This window comes from Pedobacter frigidisoli (genome assembly GCF_032678525.1).
GTDB lineage: Bacteria > Bacteroidota > Bacteroidia > Sphingobacteriales > Sphingobacteriaceae > Pedobacter > Pedobacter frigidisoli_A.
In genome coordinates this window covers 403,807-420,325 of sequence record NZ_JAVTSE010000003.1, presented here as the reverse complement: position 1 = coordinate 420,325, position 16,519 = coordinate 403,807, and the positions used below count along the sequence as shown (strand labels likewise).

Annotated in this window: 21 protein-coding genes and 1 riboswitch; of the genes, 13 read left to right on the top strand and 8 right to left on the bottom strand. The window is 41.7% G+C overall.

Features of this window, described 5'->3' with window-relative positions; translation table 11 throughout:
* Nucleotides 1-3: 3 nt before the first annotated feature.
* Nucleotides 4-720, bottom strand: a complete 717-nt coding sequence (locus tag R2Q80_RS10855; RefSeq protein WP_316799623.1) for a class I SAM-dependent methyltransferase — start codon at nucleotides 718-720, stop codon at nucleotides 4-6.
* An 85-nt stretch (nucleotides 721-805) separates the two neighbouring features.
* Nucleotides 806-907: riboswitch (TPP riboswitch) on the bottom strand.
* A gap of 68 nt (nucleotides 908-975) precedes the next feature.
* On the opposite strand from R2Q80_RS10855, the gene R2Q80_RS10850 reads away from it, so the two are divergent.
* On the top strand, nucleotides 976-1,158 hold the full coding sequence (locus tag R2Q80_RS10850; RefSeq protein ID WP_316799622.1) for a hypothetical protein: 183 nt from the start codon (nucleotides 976-978) through the stop codon (nucleotides 1,156-1,158).
* A gap of 17 nt (nucleotides 1,159-1,175) precedes the next feature.
* Here R2Q80_RS10850 and R2Q80_RS10845 read toward each other — a convergent pair whose 3' ends face one another.
* Entirely contained in the window at nucleotides 1,176-1,493 is a 318-nt protein-coding gene (locus R2Q80_RS10845) for a hypothetical protein (protein WP_316799621.1), read from the bottom strand.
* Between the two features lie 27 nt (nucleotides 1,494-1,520).
* Nucleotides 1,521-1,937 (bottom strand): hypothetical protein, encoded by a 417-nt coding sequence (locus R2Q80_RS10840; RefSeq protein WP_316799620.1) that lies wholly within the window; start codon nucleotides 1,935-1,937, stop codon nucleotides 1,521-1,523.
* A 137-nt stretch (nucleotides 1,938-2,074) separates the two neighbouring features.
* On the opposite strand from R2Q80_RS10840, the gene R2Q80_RS10835 reads away from it, so the two are divergent.
* Genes R2Q80_RS10835 through R2Q80_RS10825 form a run of 3 tightly spaced genes read left to right on the top strand, consistent with a single transcriptional unit; the run spans nucleotide 2,075 to nucleotide 4,706 of the window.
* Nucleotides 2,075-2,656 carry a DUF5025 domain-containing protein gene (locus tag R2Q80_RS10835; protein WP_316799619.1) on the top strand — a complete coding sequence of 194 codons (582 nt, stop codon included), beginning with the start codon at nucleotides 2,075-2,077 and terminating at the stop codon, nucleotides 2,654-2,656.
* Between the two features lie 25 nt (nucleotides 2,657-2,681).
* Nucleotides 2,682-3,536 (top strand): helix-turn-helix transcriptional regulator, encoded by an 855-nt coding sequence (locus tag R2Q80_RS10830; RefSeq protein ID WP_316799618.1) that lies wholly within the window; start codon nucleotides 2,682-2,684, stop codon nucleotides 3,534-3,536.
* Nucleotides 3,537-3,596: 60 nt separating this feature from the next.
* The gene (locus tag R2Q80_RS10825; protein ID WP_316799617.1) at nucleotides 3,597-4,706 is read left to right on the top strand and encodes an FAD-dependent monooxygenase; all 1,110 of its coding nucleotides are present in this window, start codon (nucleotides 3,597-3,599) and stop codon (nucleotides 4,704-4,706) included.
* 13 nt (nucleotides 4,707-4,719) lie between these two features.
* Here the strand turns inward: R2Q80_RS10825 and R2Q80_RS10820 are convergent, their stop codons facing one another.
* On the bottom strand, nucleotides 4,720-5,808 hold the full coding sequence (locus tag R2Q80_RS10820; protein WP_316799616.1) for a two-component regulator propeller domain-containing protein: 1,089 nt from the start codon (nucleotides 5,806-5,808) through the stop codon (nucleotides 4,720-4,722).
* A gap of 100 nt (nucleotides 5,809-5,908) precedes the next feature.
* Here R2Q80_RS10820 and R2Q80_RS10815 point away from each other — a divergent pair, with 100 nt between their 5' ends.
* From R2Q80_RS10815 to R2Q80_RS10800, 4 genes are all read left to right on the top strand, one after another.
* Nucleotides 5,909-6,430 (top strand): hypothetical protein, encoded by a 522-nt coding sequence (locus tag R2Q80_RS10815; RefSeq protein WP_316799615.1) that lies wholly within the window; start codon nucleotides 5,909-5,911, stop codon nucleotides 6,428-6,430.
* Nucleotides 6,431-6,451: 21 nt separating this feature from the next.
* Nucleotides 6,452-6,799 carry a winged helix-turn-helix domain-containing protein gene (locus R2Q80_RS10810; protein ID WP_316799614.1) on the top strand — a complete coding sequence of 116 codons (348 nt, stop codon included), beginning with the start codon at nucleotides 6,452-6,454 and terminating at the stop codon, nucleotides 6,797-6,799.
* Nucleotides 6,800-6,988: 189 nt separating this feature from the next.
* Complete coding sequence (locus R2Q80_RS10805; RefSeq protein WP_316799613.1) at nucleotides 6,989-8,107, top strand: TlpA disulfide reductase family protein; 1,119 nt, start codon at nucleotides 6,989-6,991, stop codon at nucleotides 8,105-8,107.
* A gap of 58 nt (nucleotides 8,108-8,165) precedes the next feature.
* The gene (locus tag R2Q80_RS10800; RefSeq protein WP_316799612.1) at nucleotides 8,166-8,738 is read left to right on the top strand and encodes a hypothetical protein; all 573 of its coding nucleotides are present in this window, start codon (nucleotides 8,166-8,168) and stop codon (nucleotides 8,736-8,738) included.
* Between the two features lie 73 nt (nucleotides 8,739-8,811).
* On the opposite strand, the gene R2Q80_RS10795 is transcribed toward R2Q80_RS10800, so the two are convergent.
* Nucleotides 8,812-9,081: a DUF3072 domain-containing protein gene (locus tag R2Q80_RS10795; protein WP_082120750.1), complete on the bottom strand. Its 270-nt coding sequence runs from the start codon at nucleotides 9,079-9,081 to the stop codon at nucleotides 8,812-8,814.
* A gap of 170 nt (nucleotides 9,082-9,251) precedes the next feature.
* Nucleotides 9,252-9,755, bottom strand: coding sequence for a hypothetical protein (locus tag R2Q80_RS10790; protein ID WP_316799611.1), 504 nt, complete (start codon nucleotides 9,753-9,755; stop codon nucleotides 9,252-9,254).
* Between the two features lie 257 nt (nucleotides 9,756-10,012).
* Here R2Q80_RS10790 and R2Q80_RS10785 point away from each other — a divergent pair, with 257 nt between their 5' ends.
* From R2Q80_RS10785 to R2Q80_RS10775, 3 genes are all read left to right on the top strand, one after another.
* Complete coding sequence (locus R2Q80_RS10785) at nucleotides 10,013-11,236, top strand: hypothetical protein (protein WP_316799610.1); 1,224 nt, start codon at nucleotides 10,013-10,015, stop codon at nucleotides 11,234-11,236.
* A complete protein-coding gene (locus tag R2Q80_RS10780) occupies nucleotides 11,233-11,748 on the top strand; it encodes a hypothetical protein (RefSeq protein WP_316799609.1) in 516 nt (171 codons plus the stop codon). Before R2Q80_RS10785 ends, R2Q80_RS10780 begins: the two co-directional genes overlap by 4 nt.
* 145 nt (nucleotides 11,749-11,893) lie before the next feature.
* Nucleotides 11,894-12,403 carry a PH domain-containing protein gene (locus R2Q80_RS10775; protein WP_316799608.1) on the top strand — a complete coding sequence of 170 codons (510 nt, stop codon included), beginning with the start codon at nucleotides 11,894-11,896 and terminating at the stop codon, nucleotides 12,401-12,403.
* A gap of 202 nt (nucleotides 12,404-12,605) precedes the next feature.
* Here the strand turns inward: R2Q80_RS10775 and R2Q80_RS10770 are convergent, their stop codons facing one another.
* Complete coding sequence (locus tag R2Q80_RS10770) at nucleotides 12,606-13,172, bottom strand: Crp/Fnr family transcriptional regulator (RefSeq protein WP_316799607.1); 567 nt, start codon at nucleotides 13,170-13,172, stop codon at nucleotides 12,606-12,608.
* A gap of 24 nt (nucleotides 13,173-13,196) precedes the next feature.
* Nucleotides 13,197-13,796 carry an NAD(P)H-dependent oxidoreductase gene (locus tag R2Q80_RS10765; RefSeq protein WP_316799606.1) on the bottom strand — a complete coding sequence of 200 codons (600 nt, stop codon included), beginning with the start codon at nucleotides 13,794-13,796 and terminating at the stop codon, nucleotides 13,197-13,199.
* A gap of 89 nt (nucleotides 13,797-13,885) precedes the next feature.
* On the opposite strand from R2Q80_RS10765, the gene R2Q80_RS10760 reads away from it, so the two are divergent.
* Nucleotides 13,886-14,827 (top strand): LysR family transcriptional regulator, encoded by a 942-nt coding sequence (locus tag R2Q80_RS10760; RefSeq protein ID WP_316799605.1) that lies wholly within the window; start codon nucleotides 13,886-13,888, stop codon nucleotides 14,825-14,827.
* Between the two features lie 122 nt (nucleotides 14,828-14,949).
* Entirely contained in the window at nucleotides 14,950-16,482 is a 1,533-nt protein-coding gene (locus tag R2Q80_RS10755) for a DEAD/DEAH box helicase (protein ID WP_316799604.1), read from the top strand.
* Nucleotides 16,483-16,519 lie beyond the last annotated feature (37 nt).

Genomic DNA, 16,519 nt, shown 5'->3' with positions numbered 1-16,519 from the left:
CAACTAATCCCTGAAGTGAACGTACAGACCAAAAAAATCTCCGTAAGGCAAACTCCATTGCTGAAGGGGAAACCACTTTGGTAAACCGGTACAGGTCCATTCAATGGTATATTCACGTCCTTTTAGCGCCTTATGAACCTTTTCAATGAGCATCTGCGGGGTGTAAAAGGTAGCCGTAACGTAGAATGGGTTTTTTCCGAATGCCTGCTGTATTCGTCGTCTGAAAAACTTGGGAGAATTTCGGTTCATCATCCCAAACGCAATTCCTTTTCTGCCCACTCTGGCGGCCTCCCTGATCACTTGCAGAGGGTCGCGGTAATACTCAAATGTGGTAATGAATGCCACTGCATCAAAGCTGTTATCTTTGAAAGGCATATAGTGAGAATCGGCATTGACCAGGTCGCCATCGAATAAGTGCACAGCCTGGCCAAGCATAAAGGGAGAAAGATCTCCGCCGGTGGCCTCAATGCCTATTTCTTTCCACCATCTGGTGAAGCGGGTAGTGCCGCATCCAAATTCCAGAAGTTCTTTTATGCCGGGATGGCTGGTGAGTAACTGACCCATCACCTTTTTCTGCCACACCTCTGCACGTTTGTAACGCCCTTCGTACCATTGCTCGTAAGTATCGGTATGTTCGCGGTTAAAAAACCATTCTTTCCGTCCCTGCCAGTTAGTAAGTTGGTCTGAAAGTACGCTAAAGCTTTTTTGTTCTAATTGCATATGTTTAAATATTTATTCCTGTCAGCTAACCGGTTTTAACGGATAGTGAACAGGGCAAAAATTCAAACAGCCAGGCAGCCGCAATCCTTTTGAGCCAATGCATCCCTACGCCGGTATTATCCGTGTCAGGTTCGCGGGTATTCATCTCAGCCTTTAACATTAGTTAAAAGCACCCCGTGCAACAATGGCAAATATATTGATTTTAAATTCTTTTTTGCAAACACTTATTGGCCTGTAATTTGCTTCACAGTGCTTATGAAAATACAAATAGAAGCCACAACCCAGCAACTTAATAGCCTCATTCAGCTTTTAGAACCAAATTCTGAATTAGCGGATTTAAAACAGCAGTTGATAACCGCTATAGCGATGGATAACCATGAACAGATGGATGATATTCCAAAACCAGGTGATCATCCCATTATAGATAGGTTTGAATAGGAGCGGGCAGGTTGAATTTATTCACTTCCTTTAACCCCTTCAGCAACCGGTTCAGGATCTAAAATAAATCGCTTTTTATCGGCATTGTAGCTTACATTCAGGTAGCCGCCAACCCGCCCGATTTGATTGGAAACGTAGAAGTTATTTCCATTACTAAGGGTAACATTATCATAAATAATGGTCATGATGTTGCCCGTAGGAGTATCAATGTTTTCAAAGTTAAGCGTCTGAAAAATAGTATTGGTTTTTTTGTTAATGATCCTCAATGCGGTCATATTTGCATCTTCACCGGTACTCTTCTTTGCATACAAACCGACAAAATAGTAGTCGTTCAACGATGCAAGCTGAAGGATTTCAATATCCTAAAATGCCTCATCTGAGAGATCGCTCAGTTTATTGTCAAGCTTAAGTTTAACTATTCGTTTGTTTTTTCCACTATTCCAGGTGCCAATTACTTGCTGATTGGAAAACCGGAGTTGAAAGATTGCTGAAACCTTCCCATTGCCCCCAAGCTCATAAAGTTCAATCTCGTTAGTTTTTTGGTTAAATCTGCCTTCTAGCCTGATAGGATTATTGAATTTGTCATACTTATAAATACCAATGGCATTAAAAGTTTTTTTAGCAGCCTCACCAAAGTAGCCATCTCTTACCTGAAATGATAAGGTAACCGGGTAATGATCAATAGCGCCAGCGTAATTGTAGATTTTGTACCAGCCTCCAAAGGAATCTATAGATGTTAAAACGAGAATGGCGAGCAGTGTAATAAGTTTTGCTTTCATGGAGTGTATTAGGAAACGTCAAAAATAATTTACAGATAAGTTAATAGTCAAATCTAAATCTTTTTTTGATTTCCTGTTTAGCTTATAAACCTATTTTGAAGTAGTCGTTCGATTTGAATTTGTTATATTTGTTATCTATGAAAACGCATAATACAATACTTACACTTTTGTTTCCCGTATTACTCTTTTCCTGTAAGAAAGACCCCGCCGAGACAACAGAAAAGCAACCCTATGTACAGTACTTCAAAGCAGACGTCGCTGGTCAGTCTCTAGATATAAAAGGATCAAATTCTACAAACAGAGAAATCTTCCGCGGCAGCAGAACCATAATCGGCGACGCTGATGGTACGCAACATGAGATGTATACGGTAAATGTCGCCCTTCAGGCTACAGTTCTCAACACCACATCCCCTTCAAAACTGCAGTTTCAAATATTCGATATCAGGCCAAAGGAATATCAGCTAGCAAATGGTGATGCCTACCAAAAGAATTTTTCAACGCATATTTTTTTGGTAACCGACCTGGGTAGGCCAGATTCAAAGTTATATACCACCAGCGCTGTTAAGTCGCCGTTTCATATTGTTATTTCAAAATACGATATGCCAAAAGATAGTGGAATTCCTTTTGTCGGGGGCAAACTGGATGGTGTATTATACAATGTCAAAAACCTTCAGGATTCGATTGTGATCCGCAATGGTGTGTTTGACGTTAGGTTTTAAACTAAAGCTGGCTTATCTTTAGCCAATGCCTGGAAAAACTCCATCTATACCTGTAAATCACTTTGGCGATGAATATGGCCTCGGGCTTAGTATCGAACGCTTCAGTTTTGAAGATTTACCGGATATGGGTGAGTGGGAACAACCGGAACGCCACGACAGGCATTCTTTTTTCCTGATCGAAGCAGGTTCTGTCGCACTCGAAATTGATTTTAAACGATATCATATTCATGCACCGGCGATGGTTTACATGCACCCTGATCAGGTTCATCGGATTATTAGCTTCAACGAAGTAAAGGCTTGTGCCCTGGCAGTAAATGATGAGGTCTTAAACCTTGAATATCTTCGGGTATTAGAAGAAATTAATCCTACGGAACCTGTTTTATTAGATGAAGAAACATTCAACCTTTTGTCTTCGGCCGCATCACTTTGCATTCAAATCGCTGGCAGGGAAAGAGATCAGTTTTATAAATCACTGGTAAAAGATCACGGCAATGCACTGGTCGGGCTAATGGTTTCTTGTATAGGCAGGATTAAACCTGGCGACAAATTATCACGCGCAGAACAGGTGACCAGATCCTTCAGAAGTGATCTTAGAGTTCACTTTAGAACACTCAAAAAGCCCGCAGATTATGCTGAAAGGTTAAACTTATCTGCCGCATACCTCAATGAATGTGTTAAAATGACCACTGGTCAGCCGGTATCCTATCATATTCAGCAGAGGGTAATTTTAGAAGCTAAACGCCTCATTTGCCATTCGAATCAGTCGCTTAAAGAAGTAGCTGCTGCGCTGGGCTATGATGATTATCCGTACTTTTCGCGTCTCTTTACGAAGGTTGCAGGTATTGCGCCTGTAAGCTTTCATAGTAAAAACCGCGATTAGTTCAAGCTTTACCTGTATTCTGCCTATTCTCTTTTTCCTTTATACCCGTCCTTTGTCTTCATGAAAAATATCTTAATATCCGGTGCAAGTTTTGCCGGACTTTGTACGGCCCATTGGATGAACAAACTTGGCTATCAGGTCACAATAGTGGAGGTTGCATCAGGGATTAAAAATGGCGGAACGCCAGTTAACATCATGGAGAATACAATTGACATCGTTAAACGCATGGGACTGTTCGATCAAATTGTTGCCAACCAACTGCACATGGAATCGATGTCATTTAAAAATGCAGATGATGTTACCCAACTGGTTGATTTCCGGGCGAAAGACAAGGCCGAAACTGATGAAGTGGAGTATGAGGTTGAACGGGATTTTTTGTTAAATCTGCTATATGAGGCAATAAAGGATAATACGACTTTTATTTTTAATGAGCGCATCACCAGCCTGAAAGAAACGGCAACACATATGGATGTCACCTTTAAAAATAAAGGCCCACAATCCTTCGATTTAGTTTTCGGTTGTGATGGCATCCATTCTGCCGTTCGGAAGCACTGGTTTGGAGATGAAGCTTTATTCTCACATTTCCTCAAAGCTTATTTTTCCATTACGATTGTAAACAAACTGTTTATCCCCGAAAATACCACGCAGATGTACAGCGAAACTGGTAAAACTGTTATGCTTAATGCCTATAACGGTAAAACGGATATTTGCCTGTGCTTTCATTCTGAGAAAGAGATCAGTTATGATTACCGTAATGAAAAGCAAATGCGGGAAATTATTCTGGATCAATTCAAGGATACGGCCTGGCGAACTCCGGAATTACTCAAAGAAGTGCAGCAAACTGATGGATTTTACTTCGACAAGCTTTGTCAGATGAAGATGCCTTCGTGGACCAAAGGTCGTGTTGCACTGGTGGGTGATGCAGGTTATTGTGCCTCTCCGGCAGCTGGAAGAGGCGGTTCACTGGCTATAGATGGCGCAGCGGCACTGGCAACCGCTTTCGAAAAATATCATTTGAACCACGAAGAGGCCTTTAGAGCTTACAATGAAAGCTTCCGCCCCTTTATTGACGACGTGCAGGCACAGGTGATCGATTTTGGTCTGGACGTCCTGATTCCGAGAACTGAAGAAGCCATTCAAAACCGATACCAAAATGGCCTTGGTTTCTAAGTAGTTATAAAAGCTACTTGAAGTCTTTGATTGCCGTACCGTCATACCGGTGTACTCCATCAAAATCACCAAACCAGATATTCCCTTCATCGTCTTCCTGAATTCCGAAGATCATGGGCTTATACACAATTTCAGTGGTCATTAGTATTTGGTCAGTTAGCGATTTCGCGTCATAGCGTGTAAGCGCCCAGGCAGGGCCTTTCACGCTATTTCCAGTTGCCGTGCTGGTATTGTCAGCGCGTTCGGAACTTGTCCAGATGTTTCCGTTTTTATCTTCATCGATGTAGCCTACAAATCTTCTGGTCAAACAAGTAAACGTTTTGCCGTTGTAGCGCCAAAGCCCATCTGCACCGCCCAACCAGATATTGCCGTTTTTATCTTTAATGATGGAACGCATATTGTTCAAAGGTTTACCATCAATATTGGTTAAAGTGATAAACGTCTTTCCGTTATAAATGGTAGTGTAACCGCGTGTCGCGATCCAATATCTCCCTCTCTCATCTTCGATAATGCCATTCACATCATTGTGCATCCAGCTGTCTTTCTGAAGCGTGTGCTGGTAAGCGGAGCTGTGAACAGAATCAGACTGGGCAAGGGGAGTGGCCTTATTCATTTTGATATTTTGAAAAGCTTTACCATCATAAATGCTTACCCCATTCTCTGTTCCAAACCAAACATCGCCACTCTTATCTTCGTAAATATGAGTCACTCTGTCGCTGGCCAGCCCATCCTTCGTTGTAAAGTTCTGAAAAGATTTCCCATTGTAGTAATAAATGCCCGAACCCACAGAAGCAAACCAGAAATTGCCTTTCCTATCTTCCAAAACAGAAAAGAAGCGTGCCGAACTCACACCGCTGGTCACATTCGTAAATGTTTTTCCGTCATATTTAAAAACACCACTCCATGAAGCAATCCACATATTGCCATTACTGTCTCGTTTAATTGTTCTCACAATACCTTTCGGGATAGGAGTAAGTGGTAAATCGCCAGTGTAAACAGAATCCTGAGCGTCGTTTTTTTGTTGTCCTCTTGCTGGCAACTGAAGAAATATTACTGCCATCAAAAAGAGCAGGAAACAAAAAGCATTCGTTGTATTTTTCATGTTTTTTAAATTGGTTCAGCGAAATTACTTTGATATCTTTCCTACAGCCTAATCTGGATTGTAAATAAAATTGTAAACTTTGTAAATAAAACCTGATCACATGCAAACCGCTCGAAATCTGTTTACCGGAAACCATAAATATATGGTCGGATTGATATTACTTTGTTTTATCTCCGCTATTTGTGTGGCTTACAGCACGGGCGGTGTTGATGATTTCGATCGATCCAAAAGAGAAATCTTACTCCGCAAAATAGGGCATGAGTTGCTGTTAAAATCGGGTGATCGTATATCCAGGGTGCTGCCCGTGAAAAAGATTGATGAAAACGAATATCAAATCAGTTTTGAGCATGAGTTGAGTTTTTTGCCTGATGATTTGGTAAATACCACACGGCATCTGCTGGCCCACGATCCACTCGCGAAAGATTATGTGGTTAATGTATTCAAGAGGGGCAGTGGTGCGGTAGTATATGGTTATGCCATTTCCAAAAATAAAGGTGAGGATATCATTTCCTGTAAAGGAAGGATGCAACCTAAAGCAGCATACGTGATCAATATTAAATTCAAACCCTTGGGATCACATCCGGCTAACAAAGAGTATTGGCTTGGTAGCCTGTCATTCTAGGCCTTCGTTGGATTTGTTGTTTTGAAGTCCGCTAAGCCGATAAAATCGCTGCCTGATGATTTGCCCGATGATGTATTCATGCTTGGTTCGATACTTTTCAATGAGCAGCAAAAAACGCTTCAGATAGATGAAAATACGATCGATCTTACGGGGACAGAAACGCGGGTGCTCCGTATTTTCGCACGCCAGCCAAATCAAACCATCGAGCGAAGCCGGCTGCAAAAGGAAATCTGGGAAGATGAAGGCGTTATTGTTGGGCGAAGTCTGGATATGTTCATTTCAAAACTCAGAAAAAAACTGGAAACTGATGCCTCTGTCAATATTGTGGTGATCCGGGGTAAAGGGTATAAACTGGAAATGGGTGCTTAAATTATAGAACAAATGGAAACCGATTTCACCAACATCGATTACAATTCGAACCCCTCTGTTTAAAAAGAGCACCCAAAGGGGCTGTAGTAATCATAGGAGATCCAGTCTGGACTGCCAAGAAATTTCTAAAATCTACTATTCAAATCCACCCTTCCTTGCATATCCAGCAACGAATCAATACTTTAGTGTATGAGAATAAGATTAATTTTATTGCTTTTATTCACTTCCACTTACAGCTTTGCTCAAAACAAGTTTACGTTAAGTGGTTATGGTGAAGGTTTCCGCGATGGGGATAAAATTTTCCTTTCCTATCCTGGCCCAAAAGGTTATGTTGATGATTCAGTAATTGTAGTTAATAAAAGATTTCAGTTTAGCGGAAATGTTTCATCACCTGTAAGGGCAAGTCTTTATCGCAATCAGAACCCAAAATACGCCGACATTGTTTACGATGCAGCAACAGCATATCTGGAAACCGGTAACATTGTGCTAAAATCAATCGACACCCTCCGACATTCGATAAATAGTGGTACTGCCTTAAATAGAGATTATGCAGTGCTTAAAGGGGCCCTTCAGCCTTATTTCGAAAATATGCTTACCCTTCGCGACCCATCAGAACTTACGCCTGAAGAGAAAAGGGATACCGCATTTGTTTCCCGCATCAGGCGCGAATTCCATTCTCAACTTGATGCAATGGTGCCTGTACAATTGAATTTTGTAAATGAGCATCCCACATCATATGTAAGTCTTATCACATTGAAAGAGTTGGTGAGAGATAGTCGCTGGTTAAAACAAGTAGATAGCAGTTTCAGTACACTGTCGCCACAGATAAAATCATCAGTACTGGGAAAAGAAATTAGTGATAAAATCCAGTTAGGCAAAAAGATAACGGTAGGCATGACTGCGGTTGATTTTATTCAACCAAACGATAAGGGAAAACCGGTAAAGCTTTCTGATTATAGAGGGAAGTTTGTGCTGCTCGATTTCTGGGCATCCTGGTGCGGCCCCTGCCGTTCCGAAAACCCAAATGTATTGTCAGCTTATCAGAAATATAAAAACCAAGGTTTTACTGTATTAAGTGTATCAATTGATGAAGAGAAAGACAGAGAAAAGTGGTTGAAAGCGATTGTAGAGGATGGATTGATATGGCCGCAACTTTCCGATCTTAAAGGGAGCAATAATACGGTGTACAAGCTGTATGGTATTACTACGATTCCAGCAAACCTTTTGATCTCTCCCGAAGGTATAATCATTGCAAAAGATCTCAAAAGAGAAGCTTTAATCAATAAGCTTGCATCAATATTTCACTAACAGTATTTCAATAACAACAACTCCGTAAGTTCTAACGGTTTTCACTACATTCCCGAATATGCTAACTTCAAAACGCTCCCTTATCATACTGTTCTCCTCCCTTACAATTATACTGTTCAGCTGCACCGACAATAACCCCCCAGCGGTGTCGGGTGGTATAAAAGATAGTTTGATAAAAAGCGATTCGGTTCAATACGCTAAACACATTCCAAAGCAAATCTCTCCATCATCTGGCCCAGCAGATGAAATTGCAGGTACCTATAACATTGTAAACGAGCCGGTAGAAACCGATAAATGCTCGATGACAATTACCATTTCGAAGGATGCTAAAGGCTATACTTATTCCTTCACGTCCGATAGCAGGTCGTTGAAAGGAAAGCTTTCGGTTGAAACGACCGCTGAAAATAATGGTTACTACATCACACTCGAAGGCATTGAATGGAGCGAATATGAAGGGGAACTGGATGATGAAGGTGAACCCAAAGCAAAAGAGGGCTTAGATTTACCCGTAGGTGTAGATGCCTTACTTCAGGATCATTCGATTACCCTTCAAAATTACGGCAACTCTATGAACTATTATGTAAAGCTGGCCGACTGTAGCAAAAAGTACATCGTACTAAAGAAGCAGTAACCTATCCGCTAAATCTTCAATCATTTAAATCAGCAACTGGAATCAAAATTCTTTGATTCCAGTTTGCGCTATATTATTTGTTTTGATCTAAACCACGGCCGGTTTTATGCTGCAGTTCATCAATGCGCTTTGACGCTTCTGACTTGGTAAGCGTGTCGTCAAACTCTTCGCCAGCCTCATCAGAAAGTGTTTTCAGGTACGATCCCTGTGCGCCGGTCATTGGCTCATCGCCGGTAGTCCAGTCGTCAGGATTTTTAATGGTGTTGCCACCTGTTGTATCCAAACCAGTATTTGGAGCAGCCTGGTTGGTCTGCTGTTCGTTTTTTTCTTCGTTGTCAATCATAATATTGTAGTTGATGTGATTACTTAACAAATAAAAACCAGCCAAAGTTTCCCTTCATTCCCTCAAAGCGTAACAATATCATCGCGCATGTGGGTTTACGTAATTTCCATCCAACTAAGGTGCTCGTCACAAAACGTATATTTTCTTTTAAAAGTCATGTTTCAGGCTTTTCAGTTAACGAATCCCTTCTTAAACTCTACGCGATAAGCAACGCCACTGTCCGATCCTAAATTTTTAATTGACGTCGGGCCTTCAGGATCCAGTAGTTGACCAGCATTCACTGGCATTTCTTTAATCAACAGACTATCTTTCTTTACCAGCTTTCCATACTCGTTCTTCAGGTAGTTATTAATCTGACATGGAACTATTGGTTTTGCAATCCACATGATACTTTTCCATTTGTGGGTATGGATAGGTTCCGATTGTTTGCCATTAAGTAGAACGGCCAGTACCCTAACGCTGCTGTCTTCATATACAACCTGATGATTTGCCGGAGCAGCGTTGATTGCGTCCAGACTATCTGGCCAACTCCACTTTTGATTGGTTGCAGTACTGTTGACAGATTTCGCAGGGGATATCACTATTAATTGCGCGCCTTCAAAGAAATACAAGGTCAGCCCAAAGCCGATCAAAGCACCAATTAAGAGCCCGGTGAGTAATTGTCCGTATTTCATAGCGCGTTTTTTTAGGTTAGAACGGTTATTGTCTTTTCTTCGATTTCTTATCCGAATATATTGAAAGATACCCTAAAAATGATAATCTAAATTATTTTTTATCACTTAATTGGTCTTGCCCAAAAGGGCGGTCAATCTGTAAATATGCTGATCCAATTTGCCTAAATCCCTTGCAAATACTTTGTGGTAACAGTTTGATATGTATATCTTTAAATGACCAAACGTCAACAGCATAGTAACAAGCTACCAAAGCAATCATGATTCGAAAACAATTTGACATGCCTTCAACGGTGAAAAACGAGTTAATCCAAAAACTCCTGGCCAACCGTATTTCTCGTGATGAGCTCGGTGTTCTGCGCGCTGAGATTGACGAAATTGATCTCGCAAACATCATTCAGCAAATTTACGACCTCAATATCGAACAGGTTCGTAAACTTGCTGCGTTGGCGCCGGTGATGAACTGGGTTGACAAATTGAAAAACAGCAGGCGAAACCATCTTTTCGTGAAGAAAGTAAAAGCCAACTTCCGTAAACACATTGCAAAAAAGAACGGACTTAAAAACCGCGTGATTGTGGTGGAGGGAGATTCATGGTTCAATTACCCTGTTTTGCTTAGCGACGTAATTGACTGGATTTCGATGGAAGAAAACATGGCAGTGTATTCGGTGGCTTCTGGTGGTGATTGGCTCCTGAATATGATCAGTGCTAAAAAATATGTAGAACACCTTTCTACCTTACAACCCGATGTATTCATTATCAGCGGTGGCGGGAATGACCTGGTTGGGAATAACCGTATTGCTGCCATGGTAACCCACCTGGCCAATTCCGATGAATTCGAACACAGTGAATTTGCACAATACCTTTTCAAAAGTGCTTCCCGGCCATTGAACGGTCAGCAACTGGCTGATTTCAAAGACGGCGTCAAATTCATATCCAAAGATTTTTATGCCCTGCTCGGCTTCTTCCAGCTGCAATATTATTTCCTTATTAATGGTATCCTTAACTCCGGCAAAAACGAACCTGCAACAAGTAAATTTCCGGGTATTCAGATCATCACTCAGGGCTACGATTATGCCATTCCCAATGATCAGCGATGGGTAGGGTTAAATCCCTTTAAGTGGTACCGCACTTTCGCCCGTACCTTTCTGGGGCATGGTAGCTGGCTCAAAACACCACTTCAACTAAGAGGTATTTATGATTCCGGCGACCAGCGGAAAATCGTGTTCGCCATGATCTTCCTTTTCAACGAAATGATGATCGATATTGGGCGCATCTTCAAAGTAAGACTGGGGGAGAACAGGGTGTTTCACATTGACTCCCGCGACAGCGTGGGCGAAAATGGCTGGACGGATGAACTTCACCCGCTGCCGGCCCATTTTAAAGAGACAGCCCAGGCATTTATTCAATGTATTAATAATCCTGATAAAACCGGCGATGCGGTAATCCGGGTTACTGATTTAAATAAGGAGAACAATCCATGAAACATATATTCATTATAATATTATTTGTTTTGTCGGGCATCATGTATTTTCAGGGCAAAGTATTGCTGCGGGGCAGTGGTTATGGTATACTTGATATTGAATTTGCCAGCAAGCAGAAAACCGCAGAAATCGTTCAAAGCTGGCACGAGCTATCTGAAGGCGACCAACAGCTCGTCACAATCGCCAGGAGAAATACGTATACCGACTTCTGGTTCATCCCAGTTTATGTACTCCTGATCGTTACCTTATCAAATGCGAGAATGCAGCGAGAACAGCGTTACTGGTTAAACGAACTCTTGCGGCTAAATTTGCTATTAGGAGTATTAGCAGGCAGCCTTGACGTTATCGAAAACCTTATGCTATTACACAATTTCCACTATCCTGGTATTGCTGAAACATGCTATAGCACTCAATATGTTGCTGGTGGTAAATTCGGTATCCTGGCATTTGTCCTTTCCGTTTATGTGTTTTCGCTGGCTGTGCCTAAAAACGGTTCAATACACACGCGGTAGCGATCATTTTAATTTTGCTGTAATTCAAGTATATACTCCAATAATTCTCAATTTCTATTATATTTGAGATAGCGGTCTTTTGACCAAAAAGCCTTTTAAATAACGAACTCGAAAACAGCTCTCGCGAAGGATAGATCTTAACCCTATGGAATACAAAGCATTACTTGACACATTTGGTAAAGTCATTACCGCAGGCGGATTAATTGTCTTCATCGCAATAGGGCAGAAGAACGTAAGCGCAATAATTTCATCAAATGGTGATGTCAAAACAACCCTGATACACGGCGGAGTTCTATTGCTCTTTGTGTTAACTGTTATCGGTAGTTATCTATACAGTACCAGGAAATATTCCGTTACCGGAGATACGCTTGTTATTCACCGTCTAATGGGTAACAGAGTAATTAAACTGGCCGACATTACAGAAATAAGATTTATTGATTCAACGGACTTTTCAGGAACCATCAGGACTTTCGGTAACGGAGGGCTTTTCGGTTACTATGGAAAATTTTATAACACTAAAATTGGCAGCATGACCTGGTATGTTACACAGAAGAAGAACCGGATTCTTCTCCGAACACAGCAGGGAGACAAAATCATCATTTCGCCAAACGACATGAGTTTGCTCGATCGCCTGAAGGCTTCGATAATTGTATAATCTGCATCTCCACCAGCTGATAACCCTTACGTTACTTTTTCTTTATGATAAAATTTGATCCATTAGGGTATGCTTTTCAGTTGAAAAGCAATTGCTTAGCATGATTCATGCTAATCTAGATGATTGCTGAAAAAAAATCCTTCAGATTACTTTCAATAATGCTGTGCCTGTTATTTAATGTTTTCTTAAATACCTGAATCTTTCAGATCAATCTTTCTTTGGCTATTTCGGAACGTATTTCACTAAGTCTCTGTATTGAAATACCCAGATAAGAAGCAATATGGTTAATCGGTACATTCTGTAGGAGTTCAGGCTCTTCTTTACACAGGTATAAATACATTTCCTTTGCATTACCTAATCTGTTTGCTTTCTCTCTCTTAGAGAGCGTTATAATATGCTGGTCAGAAAGAGATTTACTGAATTGTAAAAACTCCGGGTATTTTTCTTCCAGGGCACGGCATTCATGGTGAGATATGCAGAAAATACTACCGGAAGTTTCTGATGAAATGGCCTGATTGCTTTTTTGCAGAAGGTGGTAGGTGGATACCGGAAATACGATCGATCCGGGGCCGAAGAAGCCATTGATCTGCTCGTTGCCATCTTTAATATTAAACACCCTTAGAAAGCCGGTGTTAACGATAATCAGTTTCTTACAAACATGCCCAGGCTGTAGCAACACATCCCCCTTCTCTATATTCTGAAATTCAAGCCTGTTGTTGAAGTCTTCAATGGGCAGAAAGGAATTTTGATGAGAACAGTCAATGGGCATGCCTTAGCATGCTCATTGTTATAATTAAAATATAGATTTTAGGTGGGATTCATATACAGCTTTAAATTTGGCTACGAGCTCCGGCGATCCGTTCTTTTCTACATCGTGAAAATGGAGGCTGGGAAGGGGTTCCATGCCACAAAAGGCATTCATCCTATGGAAAGGAAACAATACACCATCATCAACGCTTCTTCCCTTAAAGAACTCCTCATCCAGAATGAAAGCCGTTTTAGGCGCATTCCAGGTGGTGGTAGTCAGGTATTTTTTACCCTGTAACATTCCACCCGTTCCATAATTCCGTTCCGGATCAACCGCTTTGCGTCCATCGCTATAGTACAGGCCTTTCCGGTGCCCGGCTGTAAATACCTCATCGATATATTTCTTTAGGGAATTTGGCATATACATCCACCAGATGGGGAAGTGGTAAATGATCACATCGGCCCAAACGAATTTTTCCACTTCGGTTGCTGCATCATAATTCTCCAGATGTGGCGCTGTGATCATTATCTCAAAGCCCTTATCAGCACTGAAAAACCATTTGTCCCAGCTGGTGATCTCATCATTCAGCTGCCCACCTGAATGGGCAAACTTTTTTCCTCCGTTTATAACTAATATCTTTTGCATATCTTTTTCTTTAATGGCACCAAAAGTAAACACCTTGTTACTGTAATAAAAATAATAGTATTTTTGAATTGGTATAATTAATATTATAGATGCAGGCAAATTTAGAATGGTTTAGAACCTTTAAATCGATATACGAGACAGGTACTTTAAGTGGTGCAGCGAAACAGCTTTATGTTTCACAGCCAGGAGTAGGCCTGCACCTCAATGCACTTGAAACCTACACCGGGTACACGCTTTTTGAGCGTACCAGCCGGAAAATGGTTCCCACCGAACGGGGACATTTACTTTACCAGCAATTGCAGCATTCACTACATATCCTGGAGGAAATTGAAGGACGTTTCAGACGTAAATCAGGTGCGGATCGGCCTACGGTAAGTGTTGGCATGTGCGTAGAAAGTTTTCAGCAGGCATTGGAAAAACATATTCCTTCTCTTGATTTTAATCTTATCATGCAGTTTGGTGAAAATGAAAAGCTAACCGAGTTACTGGAGAACGGCGGTATAGACCTCGTGTTGGCTACGCAAACGAAAAGCAGCCCCAATCTGGAGTATGAGCCCTTCGCATCTGAGAAACTTATGATTGTTTGTGGCAGGAATACCGACCTTTCCACTTGGGAATCATTAGACACCGGAAATAAGAGCTTGCTTTTACATTGGTTTCAGCAGCAGATCTGGTACAATACCGCTTCTGACATGCGACTGCTAAATCAGTTTTGGAAGGCAAATTTCGGCTTGCTACCTGAATTTGTTCCTAATTATATCGTTCCCAATAAGTTTTCTATCATCCGTTGCTTGTCGGCCGGTGAAGGACTGGCAGTTTTGCCCGATTTTATTTGCCGTGAGGCGCTGGCTTCGGGAGAGTTAAAAGTGCTGTGGGAGGGTTATGTTGCGGTTGAGAATACCATGTATTTCGGAAAAAGAAGAAATAGTATCAATGAAGAGCAGATTAAATTCCTTCAGGAAAAACTCCATTTGGCTTTTGCATCAACAGACCCACAGCGCCAAACACATCATCTGCAGGGGGAACTTTAACCGAAACCAGGCATACTGACTGGTATATGCCAGATTTCCCGTAAAGTGAGTATGAGGTACAACTTATCCATCTAAATCAAAAAAATGCTAAACCTTTAATGGTTCACAGGAGTTGTAGGGACATGGACAGCATCATCACTACCGATATAAACCCGCATGGGGCACTTTACGATTATCAGATCAGAGACATTGATACCTTATTTACTCAATTACAACAACCTGAATGCGAGGGGCATTGCAGGGTATTGTATCAGTTGCCTACGGGAGGAGGGAAAACAGTAATCTTTTCGCAGATCGTATCCCGTTACCTTAAGTACTTTAAAGGGAAAGCAATAGTACTTACCCATAGAAAAGAGCTGAGTACCCAAACCGCCGGTGTACTGAAATCGGTAGGGGTAAAGTGCAGGATTATCAACAGCGGGGTGAAGCGAATACAAGAAAAGGATAGCTATCCCTGTTATGTTGCGATGGTGGAAACCCTCAATAACCGTATAGCTGATAATCTGCTTAATACACAGGATATAGGTCTTGTGATTGTGGATGAAGCACACCATAATTCATTCAGGAAACTGCTCGATCAGTTTCCTTCGGCGTCGGTTATTGGCGTAACGGCAACCCCTTTCTCTTCCGATCCTGAGCTTCCATTGAACAAAGATTACCATACGCTGATTTCCGGTCCGACGATTGACGAGCTGATTGCTAAAGGCTTTTTAGCCAAACCACGTACCTTTGATTATGAAGTCGAACTCAACACCCTTACCACTGGTACGGGTGGCGATTTTTCAGTAAGCACCTCCGATGAGCTTTACAGCAGCAAGCCCATGCTCGATCTTCTGATCAGAGCATATGATTCTCACGCAAAAGGTAAACGAACCCTCATCTTCAATAATGGTATTTTTACTTCACGGCTCGTGACGGAAACTTTTATGGCTCTGGGCTATCCCATCAGGCACCTCGACAATAAAACCGAGGCCGGCGAGCGTAAGGATATCCTGAAATGGTTTAAGAAAACGAAAGGCGCGATATTAAGCTCTGTATCCATTCTCACCACTGGTTTCGATGAGCCTTCGATACAAACCGTAATCCTGAACCGTGCTACCACTTCACTTACGCTCTACCATCAAATGGTTGGCAGGGGTGCACGTGCGATGAAAAATAAAAAACGTTTTAACATTATCGATCTCGGTAATAATGTGGAAAGGTTTGGGCACTGGGAAGAGCCGGTAGACTGGAATGATGTGTTTCATTTTCCCGAGAAATACCATCATCAGCTGTCTAAATCGGTTCAGGACATTCATCATATTCCCTCAGAACTGCGGGCATCGTTTCCCAATAGCCTGGAAATTTCATTCGACGTGCTGCAACATTATCAGCAGGCCATCCATCAGGAAGAAAAGGCCATGACCGTCATAAGCCAATCCATTGAGCAACACGTGCAAATGTGCATGGATAATGCAGCTACCGTACAGTCTGCTTTCGATTTGAGCCTCCTATTGAATAAAGAAATCGATTGGAGAATAAAAGAGTTTTGCAAATGCCTGGGGAGCGTTACCAGAAACTATCGCCAGTGGCTTGGAGAAGATTATCGCAAAAAACTTAGGAAGATGATTGAAAAGCGGATGTACGCACGTCCGGTGATGCGGGAAGCCGTTTAAAAAAAAAGCCGCTTCGATATTTATCGAAGCGGCTTTT

Coding starts and splice junctions, on each gene's coding strand:
- R2Q80_RS10855 (WP_316799623.1), bottom strand. CDS start 720: ATGCAATTAGAACAAAAAAGCTTTAGCGTACTTTCAGACCAACTTACT.
- R2Q80_RS10850 (WP_316799622.1), top strand. CDS start 976: ATGAAAATACAAATAGAAGCCACAACCCAGCAACTTAATAGCCTCATT.
- R2Q80_RS10840 (WP_316799620.1), bottom strand. CDS start 1,937: ATGAAAGCAAAACTTATTACACTGCTCGCCATTCTCGTTTTAACATCT.
- R2Q80_RS10835 (WP_316799619.1), top strand. CDS start 2,075: ATGAAAACGCATAATACAATACTTACACTTTTGTTTCCCGTATTACTC.
- R2Q80_RS10830 (WP_316799618.1), top strand. CDS start 2,682: ATGCCTGGAAAAACTCCATCTATACCTGTAAATCACTTTGGCGATGAA.
- R2Q80_RS10825 (WP_316799617.1), top strand. CDS start 3,597: ATGAAAAATATCTTAATATCCGGTGCAAGTTTTGCCGGACTTTGTACG.
- R2Q80_RS10820 (WP_316799616.1), bottom strand. CDS start 5,808: ATGAAAAATACAACGAATGCTTTTTGTTTCCTGCTCTTTTTGATGGCA.
- R2Q80_RS10815 (WP_316799615.1), top strand. CDS start 5,909: ATGCAAACCGCTCGAAATCTGTTTACCGGAAACCATAAATATATGGTC.
- R2Q80_RS10805 (WP_316799613.1), top strand. CDS start 6,989: ATGAGAATAAGATTAATTTTATTGCTTTTATTCACTTCCACTTACAGC.
- R2Q80_RS10800 (WP_316799612.1), top strand. CDS start 8,166: ATGCTAACTTCAAAACGCTCCCTTATCATACTGTTCTCCTCCCTTACA.
- R2Q80_RS10795 (WP_082120750.1), bottom strand. CDS start 9,081: ATGATTGACAACGAAGAAAAAAACGAACAGCAGACCAACCAGGCTGCT.
- R2Q80_RS10790 (WP_316799611.1), bottom strand. CDS start 9,755: ATGAAATACGGACAATTACTCACCGGGCTCTTAATTGGTGCTTTGATC.
- R2Q80_RS10785 (WP_316799610.1), top strand. CDS start 10,013: ATGATTCGAAAACAATTTGACATGCCTTCAACGGTGAAAAACGAGTTA.
- R2Q80_RS10780 (WP_316799609.1), top strand. CDS start 11,233: ATGAAACATATATTCATTATAATATTATTTGTTTTGTCGGGCATCATG.
- R2Q80_RS10775 (WP_316799608.1), top strand. CDS start 11,894: ATGGAATACAAAGCATTACTTGACACATTTGGTAAAGTCATTACCGCA.
- R2Q80_RS10770 (WP_316799607.1), bottom strand. CDS start 13,172: ATGCCCATTGACTGTTCTCATCAAAATTCCTTTCTGCCCATTGAAGAC.
- R2Q80_RS10765 (WP_316799606.1), bottom strand. CDS start 13,796: ATGCAAAAGATATTAGTTATAAACGGAGGAAAAAAGTTTGCCCATTCA.
- R2Q80_RS10760 (WP_316799605.1), top strand. CDS start 13,886: ATGCAGGCAAATTTAGAATGGTTTAGAACCTTTAAATCGATATACGAG.
- R2Q80_RS10755 (WP_316799604.1), top strand. CDS start 14,950: ATGGACAGCATCATCACTACCGATATAAACCCGCATGGGGCACTTTAC.